We start from the raw sequence: 22,972 nt of genomic DNA, 5'->3' as shown, positions 1-22,972 counted from the left end.
TATACGGAAGGCTCAGGCCTTCTTCGGGTCCTCCAGGCGCGGGAAGAGGACCGCGCCCTTCGTGATCGTCGCGCCGGCCGGGAGCTGGCCCCAGGTGGCCGCGGACTGGACCGGCTGGGTGGCCAGGGCGCCCAGGGAGGGCTCCGCGCCGAGGGACTCCCAGAGGGCCTGGGAGGTCTCCGGCATGATCGGGTTCAGCAGGACCGCGACCGCGCGCAGGGACTCGGCGGCCGTGTAGAGGATCGTCGCCAGGCGGGCCCGGCCCTCCTCCGATTCGTCCTTCGCGACCTTCCAGGGCTCCTGCTCGGTGATGTAGCCGTTGACCTGCTTCACGAAGTCGAAGATCGCCAGGATGCCGGCCTGGAAGTCCAGCTCCTCGCCGATCTTCAGGTCCGCCGTCTCGACCGCCTTCGCCAGGCCGTCGTGCAGCGCCTTCTCCGCGTCTCCCTCGGCCGTCGCCGCCGGCAGCTCGCCGTCGAAGTACTTGCCCACCATCGCCGCCACGCGCGAGGCGAGGTTGCCGTAGTCGTTCGCCAGCTCGGACGTGTAGCGGGCGGAGAAGTCCTCCCACGAGAACGAACCGTCCTGGCCGAACGCGATCGCCCGCAGGAAGTACCAGCGGTACGCGTCCACGCCGAAGTGCGAGGTCAGGTCCTGCGGCTTGATGCCGGTCAGGTTCGACTTCGACATCTTCTCGCCGCCGACCATCAGCCAGCCGTTCGCCGCGACCCGGCCCGGGACCGGCAGGCCCTGCGCCATCAGCATGGCCGGCCAGATGATCGCGTGGAAGCGGAGGATGTCCTTGCCGATGAGGTGGACGTTCGCCGGGAAGGTCGCCTCGAACTTCTCCGGGTTCTCGTTGTAGCCGACCGCCGTCGCGTAGTTCAGGAGCGCGTCGATCCAGACATAGATCACGTGCTCCCTGTCCCACGGCACCGGGATGCCCCAGTCGAAGGTCGAGCGCGAGATGGAGAGGTCCTCAAGGCCCTGCTTGACGAAGTTCAGCACCTCGTTGCGGGCGGACTCCGGCTGCACGAAGCCCGGGTTCGCCTCGTAGAACTCGAGCAGCTTCGGGCCGTACTCGCTCAGCTTGAAGAAGTAGTTCTCCTCCTTGAGGATCTCCACCGGCTTCTTGTGGACGGCGCACAGCTTCGTGCCGTCCTCCGCCTCGATGAGGTCGCCGGGGAGCTTGAACTCCTCGCAGCCCACGCAGTACGGGCCCTCGTAGCCGCCCTTGTAGATCTCGCCCTTGTCGTACAGGTCCTGCACGAACTCCTGGACGCGGTCGGTGTGACGCTTCTGGGTGGTGCGGATGAAGTCGTCGTTCGCGATGTTCAGGTGCTCCCAGAGGGGCTTCCAGGCCTCCTCGACGAGCTTGTCGCACCACTCCTGCGGGCTGACGCCGTTCGCCTCCGCGGTGCGCATGATCTTCTGACCGTGCTCGTCCGTGCCGGTGAGGTACCACACCTTCTCACCGCGCTGGCGGTGCCAGCGGGTGAGCACGTCGCCTGCGACGGTCGTATAGGCGTGGCCCAGGTGAGGAGCGTCGTTGACGTAGTAGATGGGGGTCGTGACGTAGAACGCCTTCGAGCCCTGCTTCTCGGATCCAGTGGCCGCCATGGTCCGAATTTTAACGGCCGGGAGGAGTCCCTCTCACACGGATAAACCCGGGGCCGGAGGGCGACCGCCCCCCGGCCCCGGGTTCATCCATGATCAGCGCTCGACCAGGGTCCGGTCAGAGCGACCAGTCCGCCAGCACGCCCCGGTAGAACTCCGCGTGCGCCGTCTCGACCGGCGTCGTACCCGCGAAGTGGACGGCCGTACGGGGGGTGGCCAGCTTGCGCAGGTAGTCGAAGGCCTTGCCGTCCTCCTCGCCCCACACCGTGAAGCGCCAGTGGATCTCCCGGTCCGGGCGCTCCGCCGCCTCCGTCAGGGCCTGCGTCGCGGCCGTCTTCGACTCCGGCGCGCCGTCCGTCTGGAAGATCACCAGGGCGGGGCGGGCCGGGTCCGCGGACTTGTCGTGGAGGGCGAGGACCTCCTCGACCGCGCGGTGGTAGTTCGTCCGGCCGAGGCGGCCGAGCGTCGCGTTGATCTCCTCCAGGCGGGTCGGGGAGAGCTCGGCGGGGGTCAGCTCGGCCGTGCCGTCGATGTCCGTCGAGAAGAAGACGGTCGTCACGGCCGCGTCCTCGGAGAGGTGCGCGGCGAGCGCCACCGTCTGCTCGGCGAGGCGCTGGACCGAGCCGTCCTTGAAGTACGGGCGCATCGAACCCGACCGGTCCACCACCAGGTACACCGCCGCCCGCGCCCCGGTCAGCTCCTGCTTCTTCAGGACGGTGCCGGCCGCCTTGTACGCGTCGGCGAGGTGCGGCGCGGCGGCCTTCACCTTGGCGAGGGAGAGTGCGGGCCTGCCCGCGACGGCCGGAACCGGCTCCTCGGCCGGGGTCGGCTCCTCCTCCTGTACGGGGGCGGGCTCGGGCTCCGGCGCCTCCTGTACGGGCGCGGGCTCGGGCTCCGCCGGGGCCTCGGGCTCGGCGGCTGCGGCCACCGGCTCGGCGGGCGCCTCCTCCGCGACGGCCTCGGGCTCTGCCTCCGGCTCGGGCACGGTTTCGGCCACCGTCTCCGGCTCCACCACGGCCTCGGCCTCGGCCACCGTCTCCGGCTCCACCACGGCCTCGACCTCGGCCACCGTCTCCGCCACGGGCTCAGCCGCCTCCGGCTCGGCCTCCGCCTCGTCCCCCGCTCGCCGCGCCTGCGGGATCTGCGGGTTGTCGAACGAGGCCGCCACCAGGTCCGCCGCCGCCCGCTGCGCGGGCGTCTCCGGCTTCGTCTCCGGCTCCGCCGGCGCCTCGGCCACCGGAGCCACGGCCACGGCCTCTGCCTCCGCCTTCGTCACAGCCTCGGGCGCCGTCACGACCTCCGTCACGACCTCCGGCGCCGGCTCCGTCTCGGGGGACGTCGCCTGGGCGGGGACGACGGAGGATGCCGGGGCCTCGACGTCCGCGCTGTTCGCGCGGTCGCGGCCGAATACCTTGCGCAGCAAGCTCCGAATACCCATGGGCGAACCCCTTCGCATGAGTTGGGTGCGGTATGCGTCCTATGTCCCTGGCTCAACGGCGATTCCTGGCCAGGGCGGACACGTAAGGTTAGCGGCCGCCCTCCCCGGCCCCTACGACCCGGGCGCCCTCAGTCGCCGTGGATTCATCGCGCGTTCACTCTCCCGCCGCCGTCGTGCAGACGTGCGCACATAACGTCACGGCCGACCGCGCCCAATCATGGAGGACGACGTGCGCAAACTGCTGCCGCTGCTGAGCAACCACGCCCACGGAGGCGGCCGTTCCGCCCTGACCTGCCGCTACCGCTGTGGTGACGCCTGTTTCCAGGAGGTCCCCAACACCAGCGAGAACGAGTACGTCGGTGATGTCATAGCCGGTGCGCTTTCGCGCCGTTCGCTCATGCGCGCCGCGGCCGTCGTGACCGTCGCCTCCGCCGCCGGCTCCGCGATCGCGCTCGGGAACGCGCCCGCCGCCGAGGCGCACGAGCCCGGGAAGGGCCAGGGCGGCGCCAAGGCCGACGGCGCCCGGGGCCTGCGCTTCGCGCCCGTCGCGCCCAACACCGCCGACCAGGTCACCGTCCCCGCCGGGTACGCCCAGAACGTGGTCATCCGCTGGGGCGAGCCCATCCTCCGCGGCGCCCCGGCCTTCGACTCCGAGAAGCAGACGGCGAAGGCGCAGGCCGGTCAGTTCGGCTACAACAACGACTTCCTCTCCCTGCTCCCGCTGCGCGGCCAGAACCACCGCCAGGTGCTCGTGGCCAACCACGAGTACACCGACGAGAACCTGATGTTCCGCGGCTACGACCCCGCGAACCCGACCCGCGAGCAGGTCGAGATCGCCTGGGCCGCGCACGGCCTGTCCGTGGTCGTCGTGCAGGAGGAGCACCGCACCGGCCGGCTGACCCCGGTCACCCGCCACCACCTCAACCGGCGCCTCACCGCCACCAGCGAGTTCGAGCTGACCGGCCCGGCGGCGGGCGGCGACCTGGTGAAGACCTCCGCGGACCCGGCCGGCCGCACCGTCCTCGGCACGCTCAACAACTGCGCCGGCGGCACCACCCCGTGGGGCACCACGCTGCACGGCGAGGAGAACTTCAACCAGTACTTCGCCAACGGCTCCTCCGCCACCGACAAGCGGTACGGCATGGTCGCCGGCGCCTCCGAGCGCAAGTGGGAGCAGTTCGACAAGCGCTTCGACCTCGCGCAGGAGCCCAACGAGGCGCACCGCTTCGGCTGGGTCGTCGAGCTCGACCCGTACGACCCGGAGTCCACGCCGCGCAAGCGCACCGCGCTCGGCCGCTTCAAGCACGAGGCCGCGCAGCCGCGCCTGACCGCCGACGGGCGCCCCGTCGTCTACATGGGCGACGACGAGCGCTTCGACTACTTCTACAAGTTCGTCTCCTCGAAGCGGATGAAGAAGGGCGGCTCGCGCTCCGCCCACGCGCACAACCTCACCCTGCTCGACGAGGGCACCCTCTACGTCGCCAAGCTGACCGGCGACTCCCCGGCCGCCGAGATCGACGGCACCGGCAAGCTGCCCTCCGACGGCGAGTTCGACGGCTCGGGCGTGTGGATCCCGCTGGCCACGGCCGGCCCGGACGGCGCCGAGTCGCACGTGCCCGGCATGACCGCCGAGGAGGTGTTCGTCTTCACCCGCCTCGCCGGTGACAAGGTCGGCGCCACCAAGATGGACCGCCCCGAGGACGTCGAGCCGTCGCCGCGCACCGGCCGCGTCTACGTCGCGCTGACCAACAACAAGGACCGCGGCAAGGCCGGCAAGGCCGCCGCCGACGAGGCCAACCCGCGCAACGCCAACAAGCACGGGCACATCCTGGAGCTCGCCGAGCACTGGGACGACCCGGCCTCCGACGGCTTCGCCTGGCGCCTCTTCCTGGTCGCCGGCGACCCGAACGACCCGGCCACCTACTTCTCCGGCTTCCCGAAGGAGAAGGTCAGCCCGATCTCCTGCCCGGACAACGTGGCCTTCGACCCGCACGGCAACCTGTGGATCTCCACCGACGGCAACCAGCTCGGCTCCCACGACGGCCTGTTCGGCGTCGCCACGCGGGGTGAGCGGCGCGGTGAGCTCAAGCAGTTCCTGACCGTGCCGGCCGGTGCCGAGACCTGCGGCCCGCTGGTCCAGGACCGCCGGGTCCTGGTCTCCGTGCAGCACCCGGGCGAGCTCGACGGCGCGTCCGTCGAGAAGCCGGCCTCCGTCTGGCCCGACGGCCCCGGCAAGATCGTCCGCCCGTCGGTCGTCGCCGTGTGGCGCACCGACGGCCGCGACATCGGCGTCTGAGGAGACGAAGAGGGCTGAGTGAGGGGGGCGGGCGTCAGCCCGCCCCCTGCTCTGGGCCACCCGGGCCACTCGGGCCACCCGGGCCACCCGCGCCGCCTGTGCCGCCCGCGCCGCCGATCCCGACGCCCTCCCGGAACCGGACGAACTGCTCCTCCGGCTCCCCCGTGTACACCCACGGCACCCACGCCGCCCGCGCCCCGAGCAGCGTGAGCAGCTCCCGCGCCATGTCCACCTGGCCCGCGTAACACGCAGCGTGCGCCAGGTAGTTGAGGTCGGCGACCTCCTCCGGAGCCACCGGGCGGCCCGGCTCCCGGCCGCCGAGCCAGCGGGCGTGCGTGCGGCGCAGCTCGGTCACCGCGAGCTCGTGCTTCCAGTGCTGGTCGAAGCCGCGCACCGGCCCGCGGCCGAGCGCCCCGTCCACCACGTACCGGTACTCCTCGACCCGGGCGATCTGCACCAGGATCGGCAGCGGCGAGCCGGGCGGCGCGACGCCCGCCGCGTCCCGCGCGAAGTCGTACATCGCGCCGTGCGTCCCGTGCCAGCGCGCCGACCAGTAGCGCATCACCTGCGCGTGGCCCTCGGTGTTGTACGGGTCGCGGCGCCGCAACTCGTCGAACCAGTGGCGCAGTTGGCGTCGCGGCACCCCGCCCTCGTACAGCCGCGCCACCGAGAGCAGCGACACCCACGGCATCGGGTCGTCCGGTGCCGCGTCCGCCGCCGTCAGGCACGCGTCGACGGAGGCGTCGATCCGGCCCCGTTCGACGACGCTGCCCCGCCCGGCGGCGATGGCCGCGTCGAAGACCCGTACCACCTCCGTGGCCGCCCGCAGCACCGCCGCGTCCGGGTTGCCCGGCTCGGCGCCCCGCCAGGCCTCGACGGTCGAACTGCCGGCCGCGGCGTGCGAGAGCAGCCGCAGCCGGTGCGTACGGCGCGGCCAGTCCGCCCCGGTGGCCCGCAGCAGGTCCCGTACGCCCTGCCAGCGTCCGATCACCATGTCCTGCCGGGCCTCGGTGAGCGCCCGGTCGCCGAAGTCCGGGTCGAAGTCGGGCACGAACCGGCCCTGTCGGGCCGAACGGCGGCGCAGTGCGGCCATCGGGTACCTCCCTCGCGAGGACGACTACAGCTACAGCTACGAGTACTGCGGGCTCGGGTACTGCGGACACGGGTTCGGCGTATCCGAAGAGGGTGTTCGGGCGCTGTCGGTGCCATCGCCCGTAGGACCAGGAACCGGGGACGGCGTCGGCGTCGGCGTCGGCGTCGGCGACCGCGTCAGAAGTCCGTCGCCAGCGACTTGTCCTCCCGGCGCGCCCGCGGCGAGTCCGGTGCGGCGAAGGGCTCGGCGGCGGCCAGCACACGGGCCGCGTCGAGGCGCGCCGGCCGGTAGTAGGCGCTGCCCTTCCTCCAGTACACGAGCATCGGGACGAGGCCGAGGGCGAGGCCGCCGAGGCCGATGACCAGGGAGGTGGTGGACAGTTCGCCGAGCGACTCGACGAAGACCCACAGCATGAACGCCGAGCCGAGCAGCGGCCAGGCCCCGCCGAGCACGAACTCCTTCACGGAGCTCAGCAGCAGACCCTTGTACGCGACGACGGCGGCGATGCCGGCAAGCGCGTAGTAGAACGCGATCAGCAGGCCGATCGCGCTCACCGCGTCGCCGAGGACCTGCCCGACCGAGCCGGCGGCGGCCGCGGCGGCGAACATCACGAGCGCGGCGGCGCCGACGGCGGCGATGGCCACCCACGGGGTGTTCCAGCGGCGGTGGACGGTGCCGAGGGCGGCGGGCAGGGTGCGGTCGCGGCCCATCGCGAACAGCGAGCGGGTGACCTGGATGAGGGTGGTCTCCAGGGTGGCCACGGTCGACAGGAGCACCGCCAGGATCAGCAGCTTGCCGCCGACACCGGGCCAGATCTCCTGCCCGAGGACGGCGAGGACGTTGGCGCCGCCGTGCTCGATCCGGTCCGCGCTCAGCAGCACGTTGACGGCGACGGTGAAGGCCTCGAAGAGCAGGAAGACCACGCCGACGCCGACGAGCGCGGCGAGCCCGGCGGTGCGCCGGCTGTCGCGGGTCTCCTCGCTGAGGTTGCTGGTGACGTCCCAGCCCCAGTAGTAGAACGCGGCGATCAGCGCGCCCGCCGCGAAGCCGGAGGGCCCGCGGAAGTGGTCCAGGCCGAACCACGACCAGTCGAAGGCGGTGGCGTGCCCGTGGTGCGCGAGGGCGGCGAGCAGGAAGACCAGCAGGAGCAGCAGTTCCATGCCGGAGAGCAGGAGTTGGGCGCGGACGGTGAGCCGGACGCCGCCGAGGACGACGAGCAGCATCATCAGGAACCAGCCGGCGCCGACCAGCGACGCGGGCACGGTGTCGTCGGCGAGTCCGGCGTCGAACAGCGACAGCGTGAGGGACCCGGCGGGCAGCGAACCCGCCACCATGAAGACCACCGTGGCGAGGACGAGCGCCCAGCCGGAGAGGAAGCCGAGGAAGGGGTGGAGCGTGCGGCCGACCCAGGAGTATCCGGCGCCCGCGTTGACGTCGATCCGGCCGAGCCTGGCGTACGCGAGGACGATGCCGAACATCGGTATCGCGCAGTAGAGCAGCGAGGCCGGGCCGGCGAGCCCGACCGCGCCGAACAGCACGGCGGTCGTCGCGGCGAGCGAGTACGCGGGGGCGCTGCCCGCCACGGCCATCACGATGGTGTCGAACGTGCCGAGGGCGTTGGGCTGCAGGCCCCTGCCGGAGGACCGGCCGGATCCTCTGCCGGAACTGCCGGAACTGCCGGAACTGCCGGTACTGCCGGAAGCTGTGCGCATGGCGGTGTCCTCGGGGACGCGGGGGGAGGGGGAGTACGGGAGCGGGAGCGGGGGTGCGCGAGTGGGGGGAATGGGGGGTGGACAGGCGGGGACGTACAGGCGGGGACGGCGTGATCGTGCCACCAGAGCTCGCTCGTGGCCGAAAGGTGCGCGGATCACGGTGAATTCGAGCGCATCGTAGTCGTACCCGTGAGTTCCGGTAACGGCGGTGGGAGGGTTCGATTCCGCAACCGCCGGTAACCGCATCCGTACGCCCCTTTGGCCAGGTTTACGGCGCGGGCGGCGCGGAAGAGATGGCGCGTGCCGCGCGGACCTCCTGCCGGAGCGGGGCGAGCACGCTCTCCTCGTCGCCGCCGAGGTCGGCCCGTACCTCCACGAGCACGTCGCTGGAGCGAAGCCCCTCCGCGAGCTCCCCCAACTGCTTCTCCACGGCGGCCACCTCGGCCGGTTCGGGCGGTGGCGCGCCGTGGTCGACGCGGATCCGGGCGGCGGTGGTGGCGTCCACGATCCGTTCGACGGCGATGGCGAGCGGCCACCACGCGGCGGCGAGGTCCCCGGCGGGCGGCGGCTCGGTCAGGGCGCGCTGGAACTCCGAGCGTACGGCGGACATGTCGCGGTACAGCTTGCGGCGGGCGCGGTGCCGGGCGGCGGTCGGGTCGTCCCGGCCCGGTCCCGAAGGAGCCGCGGCGAAGGCCAGGGCGACGTACGCGGCGGTGTCCGTGACCGCGTCGGCGAGCCGGTCCGCGACCCGGGTGTGCCAGGACTCCGGCCACAGCAGATAGCCCGCGACCAGCGCGATGCCGCAGCCGATGAGCGAGTCGTAGAGCCGTGGCAGGACCAGGTCGAAGCCCTGGTGGTTGAGCAGGTCGGACAGGAGCAGGATGACCGGGGTGATGGCGGCGGTCTGGAAGGCGTACCCCTTCGCGGAGAAGGCGGGGATCAGCGCGGCGAGCACCGCCATCACCGGCACGTCCCACCATCCGCGCGGCACCGAGGCGAGCAGCGGCGCGGCGATGACGAGCCCGCCGGCGGTGCCGAGGGCGCGCAGCACGGCGCGCGAGAACACCGAGCCGAAGTCCGGCTTCAGGACGAACGTCACGGTGAGCGCGACCCAGTACGAGCGGGGCACGGCGATCAGCGACACCAGCGCCTGCGCGAGGCCGATGCAGAGCGCGAGCCGCAGGCCGTAGCGCCAGGAGGCGCCGGACAGCAGCACGTTGCGGGTGGTGCGCCGGATCCGTACGCGCAGGGCGGCGGGCCGGCCGAGCCGGTCGTCCACGTTGCTCGGGTCCGGCTCCGTGCGGTGGACGACGCTCGCCGCGTGCCGCAGCGCCGCGTCGACGGCCTTCTCGGAGGGCCTGCGGGCCGCGGGCAGGCGCAGCTCGTACGGGCGTCCGGCGCGCCCCGGCTTCTTCTCCTTCCCCACCGTGTCGGCGAGTTCGTGCACCGCGGCCGGGATCTCCGGCGGCAGCGGCCGGTGGAAGCGGCGGGCCGCGAGGTGGGCCGCGGGCGCGGCCTCCAGGAGCGGGATGATCACGTTGAGCTCGGCGAGCAGCCGCACCAGTGTGGGCGCCCGGCCGTGCTGCCGGGCACGGCGGGCGAGCACCAGGTCGTACGACTGGTTGAGGGAGCCCGTGACGGCCTGCCGTCTCTCGTCGTACGCGTCGGTGCCGGCGGCCTCGAGGAGTTCGGCGACCGCCCGGTAGGTCCCGGCGACCGCCGTCCGTTCCGGGGCGCCGCCGCGCAGCGGCCAGCCGAGCAGGGTGAGGGCGAGGACGACGACCCCGCCGAGTCCGAGCAGCAGCGGCGCCTTCCACCACGGGTCGGGCATCGGCAGACCGGCGCCGACCACCGCGTTGAGCAGGAGCAGCAGGCCGGAGACGGAGGCGACGGCGCCGATCGACGAGATCATCCCGGAGACCAGCGCGACCAGGGTGAGCACGCCGACGGCGAGCCAGCCCTGGCCGTACACCAGGGTGCCGAGGGTGACGCCGACGGCGCCGAAGAGCTGCGGTACGGCGATGTTGAAGAACCGCATCCGGTAGGCGTCGGCGGTGTCGCCGATGACCCCGGACAGGGCGCCCATCGACACCAGCGCCCCGTACGCGGGCTGTCCCGCGGCGAGTCCGGCGGCGAGCGGCGCGGCGAGCGCGATCGACGCGCGGCCGACGGCCGGCCAGGGCACGGGCGTCGGCTGCGGGCGCAGACCGGCGGTCAGCCAGGCGGGCGGGGAGAGCCGTGCGGACCGTTCCGACTGCGCCGATGTCGCCGATTGCGCCGATTTCGCCATGGTCAAACGTTACGGCGGGGACGCGCCGGGTGGCCCCGGGGCCCGGTCGGGTGCGCTGTCGGGAGCTCCGTCGGGTACCCGGTCAGCTGCGGTAGCCCTCGACCTCGGCCGCCGGGCGGACGGCGGCGGTGTCCGGGTCCTCGCCGAACTCGGCCTTGGCACGGCGCTGCCGCAGCAGGTCCCAGCACTGGTCGAGCTGGACCTCCAGCTCGATGAGCCGGGCGCGCTCCTCGTCGCGGAGGCCGCCGACGCGCTGGCGCAGGGAGCGTTCCTCCTCGACGAGAGAGCCGATGTTCTCGAGGATCTCGTCGTTCTCCATGTCTTCCAGCGTGGCCGATCGGCGCCCGCTCCGCGAGGCGGGCGGGCGCCGATCGGTGCCATTCCGGGGCGGGGCCCGGGGCCCGGGGCCGAGGCCGGGGACGGGCCGGGGCCGCCGCGCTCAGTGGCGCAGGGCCTGGGCGACCTGGGCCTGGGTGGCGCCGGACAGGGTCCGGTTGCTGCGGGCGGTGCCGGTCTTGGACCCGCCGGCCGCCACGTCGTCGATGGTGAGGACAACGGCGTCGAGGAGGTTCCCGTCCGCGTCCCGGAAGTCGACCATGACCGTGTAGTCGGCGGTCTTGTCCTCGGGGTTGGTCGCGGTGATCTCGGCGACGGTGCGGTCCCCGTCCGTGGACGTCGCTCCGGCCTTCACGTCGCCGGTCGCGTTGACCCCGTCCTTGACCTCGTCCATCTTCTGCTGCGCGGCCGAGGCCACGGCGGCGGTGGCGGAGGAGACGATCTCGCCCGCCTTGTCCGCGGCCTCGTCGCAGCCGGTCAGGGCGACCGGACCGAACACGGCCAGGGCCAGGGCCAGGAGCGCGGCGGTGGAGGCCGTGCGGCGACGGCTCACCAGGAGTCACTCCCGTACGACTTGTCCGCCGCCAGCGCCCAGATGACGAAGACGGACACCGCCATGGAGAACAGCGCCCACCACGGCTGGTACGGCAGGAACAGGAACTGCGCCACGATGTTCAGCGAGGCGAGGGCGATGCCGGCGATACGGCCCCACTCGGCGCCCTTGAGGATGGCGGCGCCGACGATGGCGACGATCACGCCGAGGCAGAGGTGGATCCAGCCCCAGGACGTCAGGTCGAACTTGAAGACGTAGTCGCCGACGCGCGTGTAGATGTCGTCCTCGGCGATGCCGGCGATGCCCTGGAGGATGTCGATGACGCCGATGACCAGCATGAGGACGCCGGCGAACATGGTGCCGCTGGACGCCCAGGCGCCGGAGGTCGACGGCCGCGGAGATTCGGTGTTCTTGCTCATGGGCTCATCGTGGGAGCGTCTGTTCGGTTCCGAATCTTCTGCTGGGCCGTACGGGTGAGGTGCCGTCCCGGACAGGCCCTCCTGGACACGCCTATCCTGGATATGTAGCATCCAGGATCATGAGGATGAACGAGGGTGTGGAGTGGGCGATGCACAGCTGCCTCAACCTCGCCTGGATCGGCGAGGAGCGGGCGGTCACCGCGGCCCGGCTCGCGGCGTACCACGAACTGCCCGCGCCCTACCTCAACAAGCAGCTCCAGGCCCTGGTCCGGGCCGGGATCCTGACCTCCGTCTCCGGGCCCCGGGGCGGCTTCCGGCTGGCCCGGGCGCTCGACCGGATCACGCTGATGGACGTCGTCGTGGCGATCGAGGGCCCGGACGAGGCCTTCCGCTGCACCGAGATCCGCGGCCAGGGACCCGGTGCGGGCACGGGCCGTCCGACCGCCGAGTGCGCCATCGCCGACGCGATGGGCCGCGCGGAGCTGGCCTGGCGGCGCGAACTGGCCGCCCAGAACCTGGCCGACGTGCGCGCCAGGGCGGAACGGCAGGCGCCGGGCGCGCCGGACCGGATCCGCCGCTGGTTCGCGACGACCTGACGGCGTTCCGGTGGACGGGGCCATGGCCTCCCCGGTTTCCTCAGGCCCTGATTCTGGACATCCAATGTCGTGTTCATGGAAGGAAGTACGTACGTCATGAGCGTTCCGCACACCGACCAGCGCACCATCACCAACCCCGCGACCCTGCACGACCCGACGCCCTTCGGCTACAGCCACGCCGTCTCCGCGCCCGGCGAACTCGTCTTCATCGGGGGCCAGTACGCCTCCGACGCCACCGGCGCGCCCGTCCCCGGCGACTTCGCCGCCCAGGTCGAGCTGTCCCTCGCCAACCTGCGGCACGCCCTGGCGGGCGCGGGCCTCGGCTTCGAGCACGTGGTCCGGCTCGGCTCGTACATCGTCGAGCACGACCTCGCCAAGCTGGAGGTCCTCGGCAAGGCCCTGCACGCCGCGTTCGGCGACCGCCTCCCGGCCCAGACCCTCAGCGGGGTCGCGGCCCTGGCGCTGCCCGGGATGCTCTTCGAGATCGACGCGGTCGCCGTCCGTCCGTAGACGGACGGGCCCTGATCCACTTGCGGCGGGCGGGGCGGGGGTGTGCCCTGGAGGGTGCACCCTCAGGTGCGCACCGTGCGGGAAAGGAGCATCCGCCATGGCAGCACACGCAGCCGTCCCCGCCCGCAGGCAGTTCAGCACCCACGGCTGGGCACTGCCCGTGATCGTCGGCATCAGCTACGGCCTGTACGCCCCGGTCATCCTCCGGGACGGCGGCCCGCTGGCCTGGAGCCAGTTCTGGGTCGGTCTGATCAGCGCCGTCGTGCTGGCCGTCGCCATCCACAGCCTGCACCGTTACGGCCGGCGGCTGCGGCGCGAGTTGCGCGCGGTCGCCTGGGGCGCCCTCGCCGGCATCGCGATCGGCTTCCTGGTGGGCCTCTCCGGCCACAGTGTCCTGTATTCGTCGACAGTCGGCCTGATCGTCGCCGGGGTGACGACCGCCTTCGCCTACTACAGCTTCTACACCCACGAGGACGCGGCCGGCCGCCCCGCGCCCTACTGACCGGCGAGCGTCCGCCGCCGGTGGTAGGCGACCGCCACCGCCGCAAGCAGCACCGGCCAGGCGGCGAGCGGCAGATAACAGCCGAGGAACAGGGCCTGTTGGGCCGGGGTGAGCACGGTGAGATCCCCGGCCGCCAGGCCCGCCACCTCGGCGTACACGGACCAGCCGACCGCCAGGAACAGCCCGGCGCTCCCGACGAGGGCCGCGCCCGTCGCCAGCCGCGCGTCGACCCGCCGCCCGAGGAACACCTCGCCCCAGGGCCGGACCAGACCGAGGGTGAGGTAGGCGAGCAGCTCGCCGAGCACGGTCAGCCCGATCATGTACGCGAGCGTGGCCGGCTCGGCGTTCAGGTACGGCGAACTCTCGGCGACCGGCAGTCCGAACCCGAGCGCCAGCCGCCACAGCCCGGCGGGCAGCACGAGCAGCGGCACGGCGTGCGCGGCGATCACGGCCCAGCGGGGCGGGGCGGGGACGACCTCTGGTGTCTTCGACATGCCCCCAGGCTCCCGCCCGGCCTGCGCCCACCGCGTCGCCCCGCGGTCCGTTCCCTCTCCGCCGCGCGGCGGAGCCGTACTCCTACCCGTTACGGGGAACGGTCTGCTGCACCGCCCAGCGGTTGCCGTCGGGGTCGGCGAAGTAGACGAAGGAGCCCCAGGGCTGGTCGTCGATCGCGCTCACGTCGATGCCGCGGCCGGTGAGGTCGGCGTGGGCCTCCTCGATGTCGGTGACGACGACCTGCATGTTGTCCAGGGAGCCCGGGGTCATCTCGGTGATGCCCTTGCCGAAGGCGATCGAGCAGGCCGACCCGGGCGGGGTCATCTGCACGAAGCGGATCTCCTCGCTGACCGTCACGTCGTGGTCGGCGTGGAAGCCGACCCGCTCGTAGAAGGCCTTGGCCCGGTCGATGTCGGTGACGGGAACGCCGATCAGCTCCAGCTTGATGTCCATGCCCGCCATCATGCGGCGGGTGATGGCCGCCCGCCCGTTGACATTCCCCCGCGGGGAAGGCCCACCGTGGCGCGTGCCGGGCCACGGGGCCCGGTCAGGGAGGCTGGGACCATGGACGCGATGCTCACGATCGGCGACTTCGCCCGCGCGACGGGCCTCACGCCCAAGGCCCTGCGCCGCTACGACGAGCTCGGCCTGCTGCGGCCGGCCCGCGTCGACCCGTTCTCCGGCTACCGGTACTACGCCGGCGAGCAGGCGGAACGGGCGCGGCTCGTGGGCTGGCTGCGGCGGATCGGCATGCCGCTGGCCGAGATCGGGCGGGTCTGCGCCCTGTACGAGACGGACGCGGCGGGCGCGGCCCGGGCGATCCGCGCGTACTGGGCGCGCGTCGAGCACGAGACGGCGACGCGGCGGGACCTCGCGGCCTCCCTGGTGGACCGCATGAAAGGCACCACCGGCATGAACAGCATGAACGACAGGAACCCGCGTACGCCCGACCTCACGTTCCGGGCGGCGCTGCTGCTCGACCCGGGCCTGACACGCCCGTCCCAGCAGGACGCGGCCCACGCGGGCGCCCGCCTGCTGGCCGTCGCCGACGGTTACGGCCCCGAAGGCGGGGCCGCCGCGACTGGCGCCGTCGCCGCGCTCGGGGCCGTACCGACGCCCACGCGGGCCGGGGATCTGCTCAACGCCCTTGAGGCAGGGCTGCGGGAGGCGAACGAGGCAGTCGCCCGGTGCGCCGAGTCCGGCACGACCCTGACCGCCGCCCTCCTCGCCGGGAACCGGCTCGCGCTCGCCCATGTGGGCGACTCCCGCGCGTACCTGCTGCGGGACGGCGCCCTGCGTCGGCTCACCCGGGACCACACCGTGGTCCAGGAGCTCGTCGACGCGGGCGAGCTCTCACCGGCGGAGGCGGCCGCCCGCCCGGACCGGGCGCTTCTCCTGAAGGCTCTCGACGGCGGGGACGTGCCGCCGGAACCGGAGCTGGCGCTCCACGAACTCCGCGCGGGCGACCGCCTGCTGCTCTGCACGGACGGCCTGTCGGCCGTGGTGCCCGCCGAGGAGATCGCCCCGGCCCTCACACGGGGTGCGGACCCGGCGGCCACCGCCCGCGAGCTGATCGGCCGGGCCCGGGACCGGGGCGCCCCGGACAATGTGGCGTGCGTCCTCGCCGATGTCGTGGACCAGTAGGGGGCTCTCGCCACCCACCCCGTGCCGCCTGCTCAGCGCAGGCGACCGAGGTGGATCACACTGACCCGGACCTGCATGTCGCTGATCTCGTACAGGACGCGGTAGATCCCGACGTGGATGCGCAGGATCTCGGAACTTCCGAACGAGCCGTCGGGGCGGGGATCGTCTGCCAGGCGGTCGACGGCAGTGAAGACCTGGCGCACCCCGTCGGGGTCGTCCTTGGCGAACCGCTCCGCCTGGACGAGGGCCTCGGGCTCCCAGATGACCTGGTACGTCACGCCTCGTCTCCGCCGAAGACGCGGCGAAGTGCTTCGTCGTGCGGGATGCCGGCGGACTCGCCGCGCTCTCGCCGTGCCCGGTAGGCGGCCAGCGCCCGCATCTCCTGGAGCTCAAGAGCGTCGGCGGGGCTGATCAGTATGGCGATGGTGTGTCCGTGGTCGGTGATGGCGACCGGTTCGCGGGTGGCGCTGACCTCGCGGGCGATGGCACCGAGCCGGGCGCGGGCCTCGACGATCGAGTAGGTGGTCTCCGTCATGCTCACGACCTTACAGAAGTGTGCACATTCCTGCGATCGGATTGCGAGGTCTGGGCCTGGTCGACCAGGCCTAGGGCCTGTCCGACCCTGATCCGCCGGACAGGCCCTAGTCGAGGCGCAGGTCGGCCAGACCGGCCAGCTGCTGCTCGAACGGCACGACCTCGTCCTCCGTCTCCGCCCGCTCCGGCCGGGCCGCGACGAGTTCGGCGAACTCGGCGCCCGCACGGTTGATGCGGTGGGGCAGGCCCTCGGTGTATTCGTCGCCGCCCGTGCCCCAGTCCTCCGAGGCCGCGTAGACGGCGGTCGGGGCGACCATGGCCCGCAGATAGGCGAAGAGCGGGCGCAGCGCGTGGTCGAGGACCAGCGAGTGGCGGGCGGTGCCGCCGGTCGCGCCGATCAGGACCGGGGTGCCGGTCAGCGCGGCCGGGTCGATCAGGTCGAAGAAGGACTTGAACAGACCGCTGTACGAGGCCGTGAAGACCGGCGTGACGGTGATGACCCCGTCGGCGCCCGTGACCTTGTCGATGGTCTCCTGGAGCTTCTCGGAGGGGAAGCCCGTCACGAGGTTCTTCGCGATGTCGACGGCCAGGTCGCGCAGTTCGACCACCTCGACGTCGACCGCGTACTCCTGCTCGGCGAGCCGGTAGCGGGCGGCCTGGAGCAGCCGGTCGGCGAGCAGCCGGGTGGAGGAGGGGCTGCTGAGGCCTGCCGACACGGCGACCAGCTTGAGCGTACGCATGAGGGTTACGCCTCCTTCTTCGTGGCTACGGCGGGGTGGAGCGGGGCGGTCGCCGGGACGCCGGCCGGGCGCAGGTTCTCGAACTCCTTGCGCAGCACCGGCACGACCTCCTCGCCGAGGATGTCGAGCTGCTCCAGGACGGTCTTCAGGGGGAGTCCTGCGTGGTCGATCAGGAACAGCTGGCGCTGGTAGTCGCCGACGTAGTCGCGGAAGGACAGGGTGCGTTCGATGACCTCCTGCGGCGAGCCGACGGTCAGCGGGGTCTCGCGGCTGAACTCCTCCAGGGACGGCCCGTGGCCGTAGACCGGCGCGTTGTCGAAGTACGGGCGGAACTCCCGTACCGCGTCCTGCGAGTTCTTCCGCATGAAGACCTGGCCGCCGAGGCCGACGATCGCCTGCTCGGGGGTGCCGTGCCCGTAGTGGGCGTAGCGCTGGCGGTAGAGCCGGACCATCTTCTCGGTGTGCTGCTTCGGCCAGAAGATGTGGTTGGCGAAGAAGCCGTCACCGTAGTAGGCGGCCTGCTCGGCGATCTCGGGCGAGCGGATGGAGCCGTGCCAGACGAACGGCGGGACGCCGTCGAGCGGGCGCGGGGTGGCCGTGAAGCCCTGGAGCGCGGAGCGGAACCTGCCCTCCCAGTCGACCACGTCCTCCCTCCACAGCCTGTGGAGCAGCGCGTAGTTCTCGATGGCGAGCGGGATGCCCTGGCGGATGTCCTGCCCGAACCACGGATAGACCGGGCCGGTGTTGCCGCGGCCCATCATCAGGTCGACGCGGCCGTCGGCGAGGTGCTGCAGGGTCGCGTAATCCTCGGCGATCTTCACCGGGTCGTTGGTGGTGATCAGGGTCGTGGACGTGGACAGGATCAGGTTCTCCGTGCGGGCCGCGATGTGCCCGAGGAGCGTCGTCGGGGAGGACGGTACGAACGGCGGGTTGTGGTGCTCGCCGGTCGCGAAGACGTCGAGCCCGACCTCCTCGGCCTTGAGCGCGATGGCGACGGTGTTCTTGATCCGCTCGTGCTCGGTGGGGGTCCGGCCGGTGGTGGGGTCGGCCGTCACGTCGCCGACGGTGAAGATCCCGAACTGCATCGTGCTCACCTCTCGCCTTTCGATGCCCTGAAGCTGTTGGTTGAATGTTAAACCATCGCGTCCAACGGCGCACACTCGCGCCGTATTCCCGGGCCCGTACCCTGGTGGGCATGGCGGACTTCGATATGGAACGGTGGAAAGAGCGGGGCGTGATGCTCCGTGTCTTCATCTACGTCTTCGTGACCCATGCCCTCGCGGGCTTCATCTGGCTGCTCTTCTACGTGGGCGAGCACGCCCCGAAGTGACCTGCGCGATGTGACCTGCCCGATGCGAGCTGCGCGAAGTGACCTGCGCGAAGTGACCTGCGCGAAGTGACCCGCACCGCATAGCGGCGGACCTGTGGGCCTCACGTAGAGTCGCCGACGTGAACGCTGCGATATCGGTGCCCGCGGTATCGGTCGTCGGAATCGGCGCCGACGGCTGGGACGGGCTCCCCGAGGCCTCCCGCCGCACCCTCCGCGCCGCCGACGTCCTGATCGGCGGCCCCCGCCAGCTCGACCTGCTCCCCGCCGCCGAGTGCCCCGGCGAGCGGATCCCCTGGCCGAGCCCGCTGCGCCCCGCCGTGCCCGGCCTCCTTGCCGCCCACGAGGGCCGCGCCGTCGCCGTCCTGGCCAGCGGCGACCCCTCCTTCTACGGGATCGCCCGCACCCTCACCGAGCTGCTCGGCCCCGACCGGCTCGACGTCCGCCCGCACCCGTCCTCCGTCTCGTACGCCTGCGCCCGGCTCGGCTGGGCCCTGGAGCACACCGAGACGGTCTCCCTGGTCGCCCGCCCGCTCGACGCGCTCACCGCCGCCCTGTACGACGGGCGCCGCCTGCTCGTCCTCGGCGAGGGGCCCGAGAGCCCCGCGCGGGTCGCCGCGCTGCTGCGCGAGCGCGGCTGGGGCGGCACCCGGATCCGGGTCCTGGAGCAGCTCGGCGGCCCGCGCGAGCGGGTCCTCGACGGCACCGCCGCCGACTGGCCGTACGAGCGGACCGACGCCCTCCACGTCCTCGCGCTCGACTGCGTGCGCGACCCGGCCGCCACGACCCCGCGGCTCGGGACGACGCCCGGCCTGCCCGACGAGGCGTACGAACACGACGGACAGCTCACCAAGCGGTACGTGCGCGCCGCGACCCTCGCCGCGCTCGCGCCCGCGCCCGGCGAACTCCTCTGGGACGTCGGCGGCGGCTCCGGCTCCATCGGCATCGAATGGATGCGGGCGCACCGCGGCCCGGTCCCCTGCCGCGCCGTCGCGGTGGAGAAGTCGGAGGAGCGGGCGGCGCGGATCACCCGTAACGCGGCCGCCCTCGGCGTACCGGCACTGAAGGTCGTCACCGGCCCCGCGCCCGCCGCCCTCGCGGATCTTCCGGTCCCCGACGCGATCTTCGTCGGCGGTGGACTCACCGCCCCCGGCCTCCTCGACACCTGCTGGGACGCGCTCCCGGCCGGCGGCCGGCTCGTCGCCAACACCGTGACCCTGGAGTCCGAGGCGCTGCTCGCCCAGTGGTACGGCCGCCACGGCGGCGAGCTGATCCGGCTCGCGGTCGCCGCCGCCGTGCCGGTCGGCGGCTTCACCGGCTGGCGCCAGGCCATGCCGGTCACCCAGTGGTCCGTAACGAAGGGTTCTACACAGGAATGACCGTCTACTTCATCGGCGCGGGCCCCGGCGCGGCCGACCTCATCACCCTGCGCGGCGCGCGGACCCTCGCGAAGTGCGGCGTCTGCCTCTACGCCGGCTCGCTCGTGCCGCGCGAGCTGCTCGCCGAGTGCCCGCCGGACGCGAGGCTCGTCGACACGGCGAACCTGGACCTCGACCGGATCGTCGCCGAGATCGCCGCCGCGCACGAGGCCGGCCAGGACGTGGCGCGGCTGCACTCCGGCGACCCGTCCGTGTTCAGCGCGATGGCCGAGCAGATGCGGCGCCTGGACGCGGCCGGCATCCCGTACGAGGTCGTGCCGGGCGTCCCGGCCTTCGCCGCCGCCGCGGCGGCGCTGAAGCGTGAGCTGACCGTCCCGACCGTCGGCCAGACCGTCATCCTCACCCGCATCGCCCAGCAGGCCACCCCCATGCCGGAGGGCGAGGACCTGGCGACCCTGGGCCGCAGCGGCGCGCTGCTCGTGCTGCACCTGGGCGCGCGGTACGTGGACCGGATCGTCGCCGAACTCGTCCCGCACTACGGCACCGACTGCCCGGCCGCCGTCGTCGCCATGGCCAGCCGCCCCGACGAGGTCGTGCTGCGCGGCACCCTGGAGGACATCGCGGACCAGGTGAAGGCGGCCGGCATCACCAGGACCGCCGTGATCGTGGTGGGCCGCACCCTGGCCGCCGCCGAGTTCCGCGACAGCCACCTCTACGACCCGGCCCGGGACCGCCACACCTGCTGACGGTCCCGCCCGCGGTCCGACCCTTACGCGTTGGGCCGCTTGCCGTGGTTCGCCTTCTTCTTCTTGCGGGCCCGCTTCTTGTTGCCGCGCTTCGCCATGGGACTCCCTTTCGATGACGCGTTGGGGACTGCCGTGGCGCCAGCCTAGGGTCGGGGGCAGGGCCGCGCATGCGGAACGGGCCGACTGTCAGTGCCGTGTGCTCCCATGTCCCCGTGACCGTCTACGACGTCGCCCGCGCGCTGCCGGGCATCGGGGAACTGCGCGACCACTGCCGGGGGCTCGCGATGCTGGAGGCCGTGCTGAGCCCGGAGTGGGACGGCAGGTACTACTCGTTCGACGCCCACTGGGCGGAGGGTGAGGAGCGGGCCTCCATGCGGGACGGTCAGGGCGACGAGTTCCGGATCGTCTTCTCGGCGGCGGGCGCCTACGTGGAGGGCTTCGCGCACGAGGCGCCGATGAGCCCCTGGGCGCGCATGGACGACCCGGAGGTCTGGCCGGGCGTCCTGGACTCCGTACCGGAGGCCTTTCGGCCGTACGTCTCCGAGGCCGAGGACGGTGAGGCGGCCCCGGCCGTCACCGCCTGCCTCTGGCGCGCCCCCGCCGACCCCGCCTGGCGCACCGGCACCATCGATTTCCCCGCCCGGGGCGACGGCGAGCCGGACGGCGCCGACCACCTCTTCGAGCTGCTCGTCGACCGCTCGGCCGAGGCGTACGCGGAGTGGGCCGCCGACTACTACGAGACGGAGGTCGACGTCGCGGCCGTCCGCCACGTGCTGGCGCTGGAGCCTCTGACGGCGGAGGTCGTCGCGGCGCTCAACCCGGAGCTGGAGCTCGCCGACCTGGCCGAGGACATACGGGAGATCGGCTACCCACAGGACGAGGATGTGCCGTTCCCGCCGGTCACGGAGGCCGAACGGGCTGCGGCCCGCGCAGAGCTCGCGGAGCTCGACGCCGAGCACGAGCGCCGCAGGGCGCTCAAGCCCGAGTAATCCCCCACTCCGGCGCCAGCGCCGCCATCACCGTCGCGTCCACCCGATCCCCCTCCCACAGCAGCGCCCCGCGCAGCACACCCTCCGCGCGGAAGCCGGCCTTCTCGTAGGCGCGGCGCGCCCGCGGGTTGAAGGCGTACACCTCCAGCCACACCCGGTAGAGGCCCACCGCCTCGAAGCCGTATCCGACGATCAGACGGGTCGCCTCGGTGCCGAGGCCGCGGCCGAGGGCGTCGGGGGAGAGGCTGATGCGGAAGGCGCAGCTCTCGTTCGGCGCGTCCCACTCGTTCAGCACGGCCTCGCCGACCACCCGCCCCGTCGCCCGCTCCACCACCGCCAGGTCGAGCCGGTTGGTCTGGGCGCCCCGGGTCGCGTACCACTGCCGCAGCGCGGCCTCGGTGAAGTCGGCGTGGGAGCCGGTCAGGCGCCCGATCTCGGGGTCCTGGAGCATCGGGAGGAGCGCGGGGAGGTCGTCCTCGGTGACGGGGCGGAGCACGACGAGTTCGCCGGTGAGCGTGGGCTTGTGCGAGAAGTCGGTCGTCATGCGGGCATTGTCCGGGGCGCCCGGGTGCGAAGTCCCCCGGTTTTCCGCCTCGGACCGGGCATCAGGCCGGGAGGGCGCCCGGCCCCGCCGTCGCCGACCGGCCCACGACCACGCCCGCCCGGTCGATGCAGACGACGTCGACCGCGACCGGCGCGCCGCGCAGCACCGCGAGGGCCTCGTCGCGGGCGCGGGCGGCGACGAGATCGCCCAGGGGGACCCCGGCCGCCTCGCAGAGGCGGAGCGCGGCGAGGCCGGTGTTCGCGGCGGCGATCTCGGCGACGAGGGCCTCGGACGCGCCGCCCGTGCGGGCCAGGCCGGCGAGGAAGGACTTGTCGACCTGGGAGCGGGCCGAGTGCAGGTCGAGGTGGCCGGCGGCCAGTTTGGACAGCTTGGCGAAGCCGCCGCAGACGGTCAGCCGGTCCACCGGGTGGCGGCGCACGTACTTGAGGACGGCGCCCGCGAAGTCCCCCATGTCGAGCAGGGCGATCTCCGGCAGGTCGTACAGCTCGGTCACCGTGCGCTCGGAGGTGGAGCCGGTGCAGCCGGCGACGTGCGTGAGACCGCCCGCGCGGGCCACGTCCACGCCGCGCCGGATCGAGTCGATCCAGGCGGAGCAGGAGTAGGGCACGACGATGCCGGTGGTGCCGAGGATGGACAGGCCGCCGAGGATCCCGATCCGCGGGTTCCAGGTGGAGCGGGCGATCTCGGCGCCGTCGTCGACGGAGAGGGTGATCTCGACGTCGCCGGTGCCGCCGTGCGCCGCCGCGACCTCGGCCACGTGCGCGCGCATCATCTGCCGGGGCACCGGGTTGATCGCCGGTTCGCCGACCTCCAGGGGCAGGCCGGGGAGGGTGACGGTACCGACCCCGGGACCGGCCCGGAAGACTACCCCCGAGCCGGGCGGCAGGAGCCGTACCGTCGAGCGGATCAACGCGCCGTGGGTGACGTCCGGGTCGTCGCCCGCGTCCTTCACCACGCCGGCGGTCGCCGATTCGGTGCCGTCCAGCGACTCCACCGCCAGTGCGAAGGCCGGCGTCTGCCCCTTCGGCAGGGTGATCGTCACCGGGTCCGGGAACTCCCCGGTGAGCAGCGCCGTGTACGCGGCGGTCGTCGCCGCCGTCGCACAGGCACCGGTCGTCCAGCCGGGCCGCAGACCGGTGTGCTTGAGTTGGGCCGCACGCCCGCCGGCACTCACGAACGGACCCCCAGGAT

Annotated in this window: 25 protein-coding genes; 9 read left to right on the top strand and 16 right to left on the bottom strand. The window is 72.8% G+C overall.

All coding sequences use genetic code 11. The features are described from left to right. Nucleotides 1–12: 12 nt before the first annotated feature. Together metG and AB0M18_RS21605 are read right to left on the bottom strand one after the other, a co-directional pair. Complete coding sequence (gene metG / locus AB0M18_RS21610; RefSeq protein WP_365760347.1) at nucleotides 13–1,620, bottom strand: methionine--tRNA ligase; 1,608 nt, start codon at nucleotides 1,618–1,620, stop codon at nucleotides 13–15. A gap of 115 nt (nucleotides 1,621–1,735) precedes the next feature. Further along, nucleotides 1,736–3,055, bottom strand: coding sequence for a VWA domain-containing protein (locus AB0M18_RS21605; RefSeq protein ID WP_365760345.1), 1,320 nt, complete (start codon nucleotides 3,053–3,055; stop codon nucleotides 1,736–1,738). Nucleotides 3,056–3,284: 229 nt separating this feature from the next. On the opposite strand from AB0M18_RS21605, the gene AB0M18_RS21600 reads away from it, so the two are divergent. Continuing rightward, nucleotides 3,285–5,351 carry a PhoX family protein gene (locus AB0M18_RS21600; protein ID WP_365760343.1) on the top strand — a complete coding sequence of 689 codons (2,067 nt, stop codon included), beginning with the start codon at nucleotides 3,285–3,287 and terminating at the stop codon, nucleotides 5,349–5,351. 34 nt (nucleotides 5,352–5,385) lie between these two features. Here the strand turns inward: AB0M18_RS21600 and AB0M18_RS21595 are convergent, their stop codons facing one another. From AB0M18_RS21595 to AB0M18_RS21570, 6 genes are all read right to left on the bottom strand, one after another. Further along, nucleotides 5,386–6,444: a hypothetical protein gene (locus tag AB0M18_RS21595; RefSeq protein WP_365760341.1), complete on the bottom strand. Its 1,059-nt coding sequence runs from the start codon at nucleotides 6,442–6,444 to the stop codon at nucleotides 5,386–5,388. Between the two features lie 176 nt (nucleotides 6,445–6,620). Further along, complete coding sequence (locus AB0M18_RS21590) at nucleotides 6,621–8,156, bottom strand: APC family permease (protein WP_365760340.1); 1,536 nt, start codon at nucleotides 8,154–8,156, stop codon at nucleotides 6,621–6,623. Between the two features lie 268 nt (nucleotides 8,157–8,424). After that, on the bottom strand, nucleotides 8,425–10,446 hold the full coding sequence (locus AB0M18_RS21585) for an FUSC family protein (RefSeq protein WP_365760338.1): 2,022 nt from the start codon (nucleotides 10,444–10,446) through the stop codon (nucleotides 8,425–8,427). An 82-nt stretch (nucleotides 10,447–10,528) separates the two neighbouring features. Next, nucleotides 10,529–10,765 (bottom strand): DUF2630 family protein, encoded by a 237-nt coding sequence (locus AB0M18_RS21580; protein ID WP_365760336.1) that lies wholly within the window; start codon nucleotides 10,763–10,765, stop codon nucleotides 10,529–10,531. 120 nt (nucleotides 10,766–10,885) lie between these two features. Continuing rightward, nucleotides 10,886–11,335, bottom strand: a complete 450-nt coding sequence (locus tag AB0M18_RS21575) for a hypothetical protein (protein ID WP_365760334.1) — start codon at nucleotides 11,333–11,335, stop codon at nucleotides 10,886–10,888. Next, nucleotides 11,332–11,754 carry a hypothetical protein gene (locus AB0M18_RS21570; RefSeq protein WP_365760332.1) on the bottom strand — a complete coding sequence of 141 codons (423 nt, stop codon included), beginning with the start codon at nucleotides 11,752–11,754 and terminating at the stop codon, nucleotides 11,332–11,334. The genes AB0M18_RS21575 and AB0M18_RS21570 overlap by 4 nt, the downstream gene beginning before the upstream one ends. Before the next feature lie 125 nt (nucleotides 11,755–11,879). On the opposite strand from AB0M18_RS21570, the gene AB0M18_RS21565 reads away from it, so the two are divergent. From AB0M18_RS21565 to AB0M18_RS21555, 3 genes are all read left to right on the top strand, one after another. Continuing rightward, the gene (locus tag AB0M18_RS21565; protein ID WP_365760600.1) at nucleotides 11,880–12,350 is read left to right on the top strand and encodes an Rrf2 family transcriptional regulator; all 471 of its coding nucleotides are present in this window, start codon (nucleotides 11,880–11,882) and stop codon (nucleotides 12,348–12,350) included. Nucleotides 12,351–12,446: 96 nt separating this feature from the next. Further along, the gene (locus AB0M18_RS21560; RefSeq protein WP_365760330.1) at nucleotides 12,447–12,860 is read left to right on the top strand and encodes a RidA family protein; all 414 of its coding nucleotides are present in this window, start codon (nucleotides 12,447–12,449) and stop codon (nucleotides 12,858–12,860) included. Nucleotides 12,861–12,957: 97 nt separating this feature from the next. Beyond that, nucleotides 12,958–13,362, top strand: coding sequence for a hypothetical protein (locus AB0M18_RS21555; RefSeq protein WP_365760328.1), 405 nt, complete (start codon nucleotides 12,958–12,960; stop codon nucleotides 13,360–13,362). On the opposite strand, the gene AB0M18_RS21550 is transcribed toward AB0M18_RS21555, so the two are convergent. Then, entirely contained in the window at nucleotides 13,356–13,856 is a 501-nt protein-coding gene (locus AB0M18_RS21550) for a hypothetical protein (RefSeq protein WP_365760326.1), read from the bottom strand. The genes AB0M18_RS21555 and AB0M18_RS21550 overlap by 7 nt on opposite strands. Nucleotides 13,857–13,938: 82 nt before the next feature. After that, nucleotides 13,939–14,310, bottom strand: coding sequence for a VOC family protein (locus tag AB0M18_RS21545; protein ID WP_365760324.1), 372 nt, complete (start codon nucleotides 14,308–14,310; stop codon nucleotides 13,939–13,941). 111 nt (nucleotides 14,311–14,421) lie between these two features. Between AB0M18_RS21545 and AB0M18_RS21540 the strand changes: the two genes are divergently transcribed. Beyond that, entirely contained in the window at nucleotides 14,422–15,501 is a 1,080-nt protein-coding gene (locus AB0M18_RS21540) for a MerR family transcriptional regulator (RefSeq protein ID WP_365760322.1), read from the top strand. Nucleotides 15,502–15,533: 32 nt separating this feature from the next. On the opposite strand, the gene AB0M18_RS21535 is transcribed toward AB0M18_RS21540, so the two are convergent. The 4 genes from AB0M18_RS21535 to AB0M18_RS21520 all read right to left on the bottom strand — a co-directional run bounded on the left by AB0M18_RS21535 (nucleotide 15,534) and on the right by AB0M18_RS21520 (nucleotide 17,860). After that, a complete protein-coding gene (locus AB0M18_RS21535) occupies nucleotides 15,534–15,779 on the bottom strand; it encodes a type II toxin-antitoxin system RelE/ParE family toxin (protein ID WP_365760320.1) in 246 nt (81 codons plus the stop codon). Further along, nucleotides 15,776–16,036: a type II toxin-antitoxin system Phd/YefM family antitoxin gene (locus AB0M18_RS21530; protein ID WP_365760318.1), complete on the bottom strand. Its 261-nt coding sequence runs from the start codon at nucleotides 16,034–16,036 to the stop codon at nucleotides 15,776–15,778. Before AB0M18_RS21530 ends, AB0M18_RS21535 begins: the two co-directional genes overlap by 4 nt. Nucleotides 16,037–16,142: 106 nt before the next feature. Continuing rightward, a complete protein-coding gene (locus AB0M18_RS21525) occupies nucleotides 16,143–16,775 on the bottom strand; it encodes an FMN reductase (RefSeq protein ID WP_365760316.1) in 633 nt (210 codons plus the stop codon). A gap of 5 nt (nucleotides 16,776–16,780) precedes the next feature. Continuing rightward, entirely contained in the window at nucleotides 16,781–17,860 is a 1,080-nt protein-coding gene (locus tag AB0M18_RS21520; protein WP_365760314.1) for an LLM class flavin-dependent oxidoreductase, read from the bottom strand. 110 nt (nucleotides 17,861–17,970) lie between these two features. On the opposite strand from AB0M18_RS21520, the gene AB0M18_RS21515 reads away from it, so the two are divergent. The 4 genes from AB0M18_RS21515 (at nucleotide 17,971) to AB0M18_RS21500 (ending at nucleotide 21,216) form a co-directional block, all read left to right on the top strand. Then, on the top strand, nucleotides 17,971–18,105 hold the full coding sequence (locus tag AB0M18_RS21515; protein ID WP_365760312.1) for a DUF6126 family protein: 135 nt from the start codon (nucleotides 17,971–17,973) through the stop codon (nucleotides 18,103–18,105). Between the two features lie 119 nt (nucleotides 18,106–18,224). Then, nucleotides 18,225–19,481, top strand: coding sequence for a precorrin-6y C5,15-methyltransferase (decarboxylating) subunit CbiE (gene cbiE, locus AB0M18_RS21510; RefSeq protein WP_365760310.1), 1,257 nt, complete (start codon nucleotides 18,225–18,227; stop codon nucleotides 19,479–19,481). Further along, the gene (cobM, locus tag AB0M18_RS21505; protein ID WP_365760308.1) at nucleotides 19,478–20,227 is read left to right on the top strand and encodes a precorrin-4 C(11)-methyltransferase; all 750 of its coding nucleotides are present in this window, start codon (nucleotides 19,478–19,480) and stop codon (nucleotides 20,225–20,227) included. Before cbiE ends, cobM begins: the two co-directional genes overlap by 4 nt. Before the next feature lie 212 nt (nucleotides 20,228–20,439). After that, the gene (locus AB0M18_RS21500; RefSeq protein WP_365760306.1) at nucleotides 20,440–21,216 is read left to right on the top strand and encodes a hypothetical protein; all 777 of its coding nucleotides are present in this window, start codon (nucleotides 20,440–20,442) and stop codon (nucleotides 21,214–21,216) included. On the opposite strand, the gene AB0M18_RS21495 is transcribed toward AB0M18_RS21500, so the two are convergent. Further along, a complete protein-coding gene (locus AB0M18_RS21495) occupies nucleotides 21,203–21,760 on the bottom strand; it encodes a GNAT family protein (protein ID WP_365760304.1) in 558 nt (185 codons plus the stop codon). The genes AB0M18_RS21500 and AB0M18_RS21495 overlap by 14 nt on opposite strands. 61 nt (nucleotides 21,761–21,821) lie before the next feature. After that, on the bottom strand, nucleotides 21,822–22,955 hold the full coding sequence (locus AB0M18_RS21490) for a cobalt-precorrin-5B (C(1))-methyltransferase (RefSeq protein ID WP_365760302.1): 1,134 nt from the start codon (nucleotides 22,953–22,955) through the stop codon (nucleotides 21,822–21,824). Nucleotides 22,956–22,972: the final 17 nt, after the last annotated feature.

The organism is Streptomyces sp. NPDC051909 (assembly GCF_040681095.1).
Classification (GTDB): Bacteria; Actinomycetota; Actinomycetes; order Streptomycetales; family Streptomycetaceae; genus Streptomyces.
Note: the sequence above shows the minus strand (reverse complement) of the source record. Positions and strands in the feature narration are given on the sequence as shown.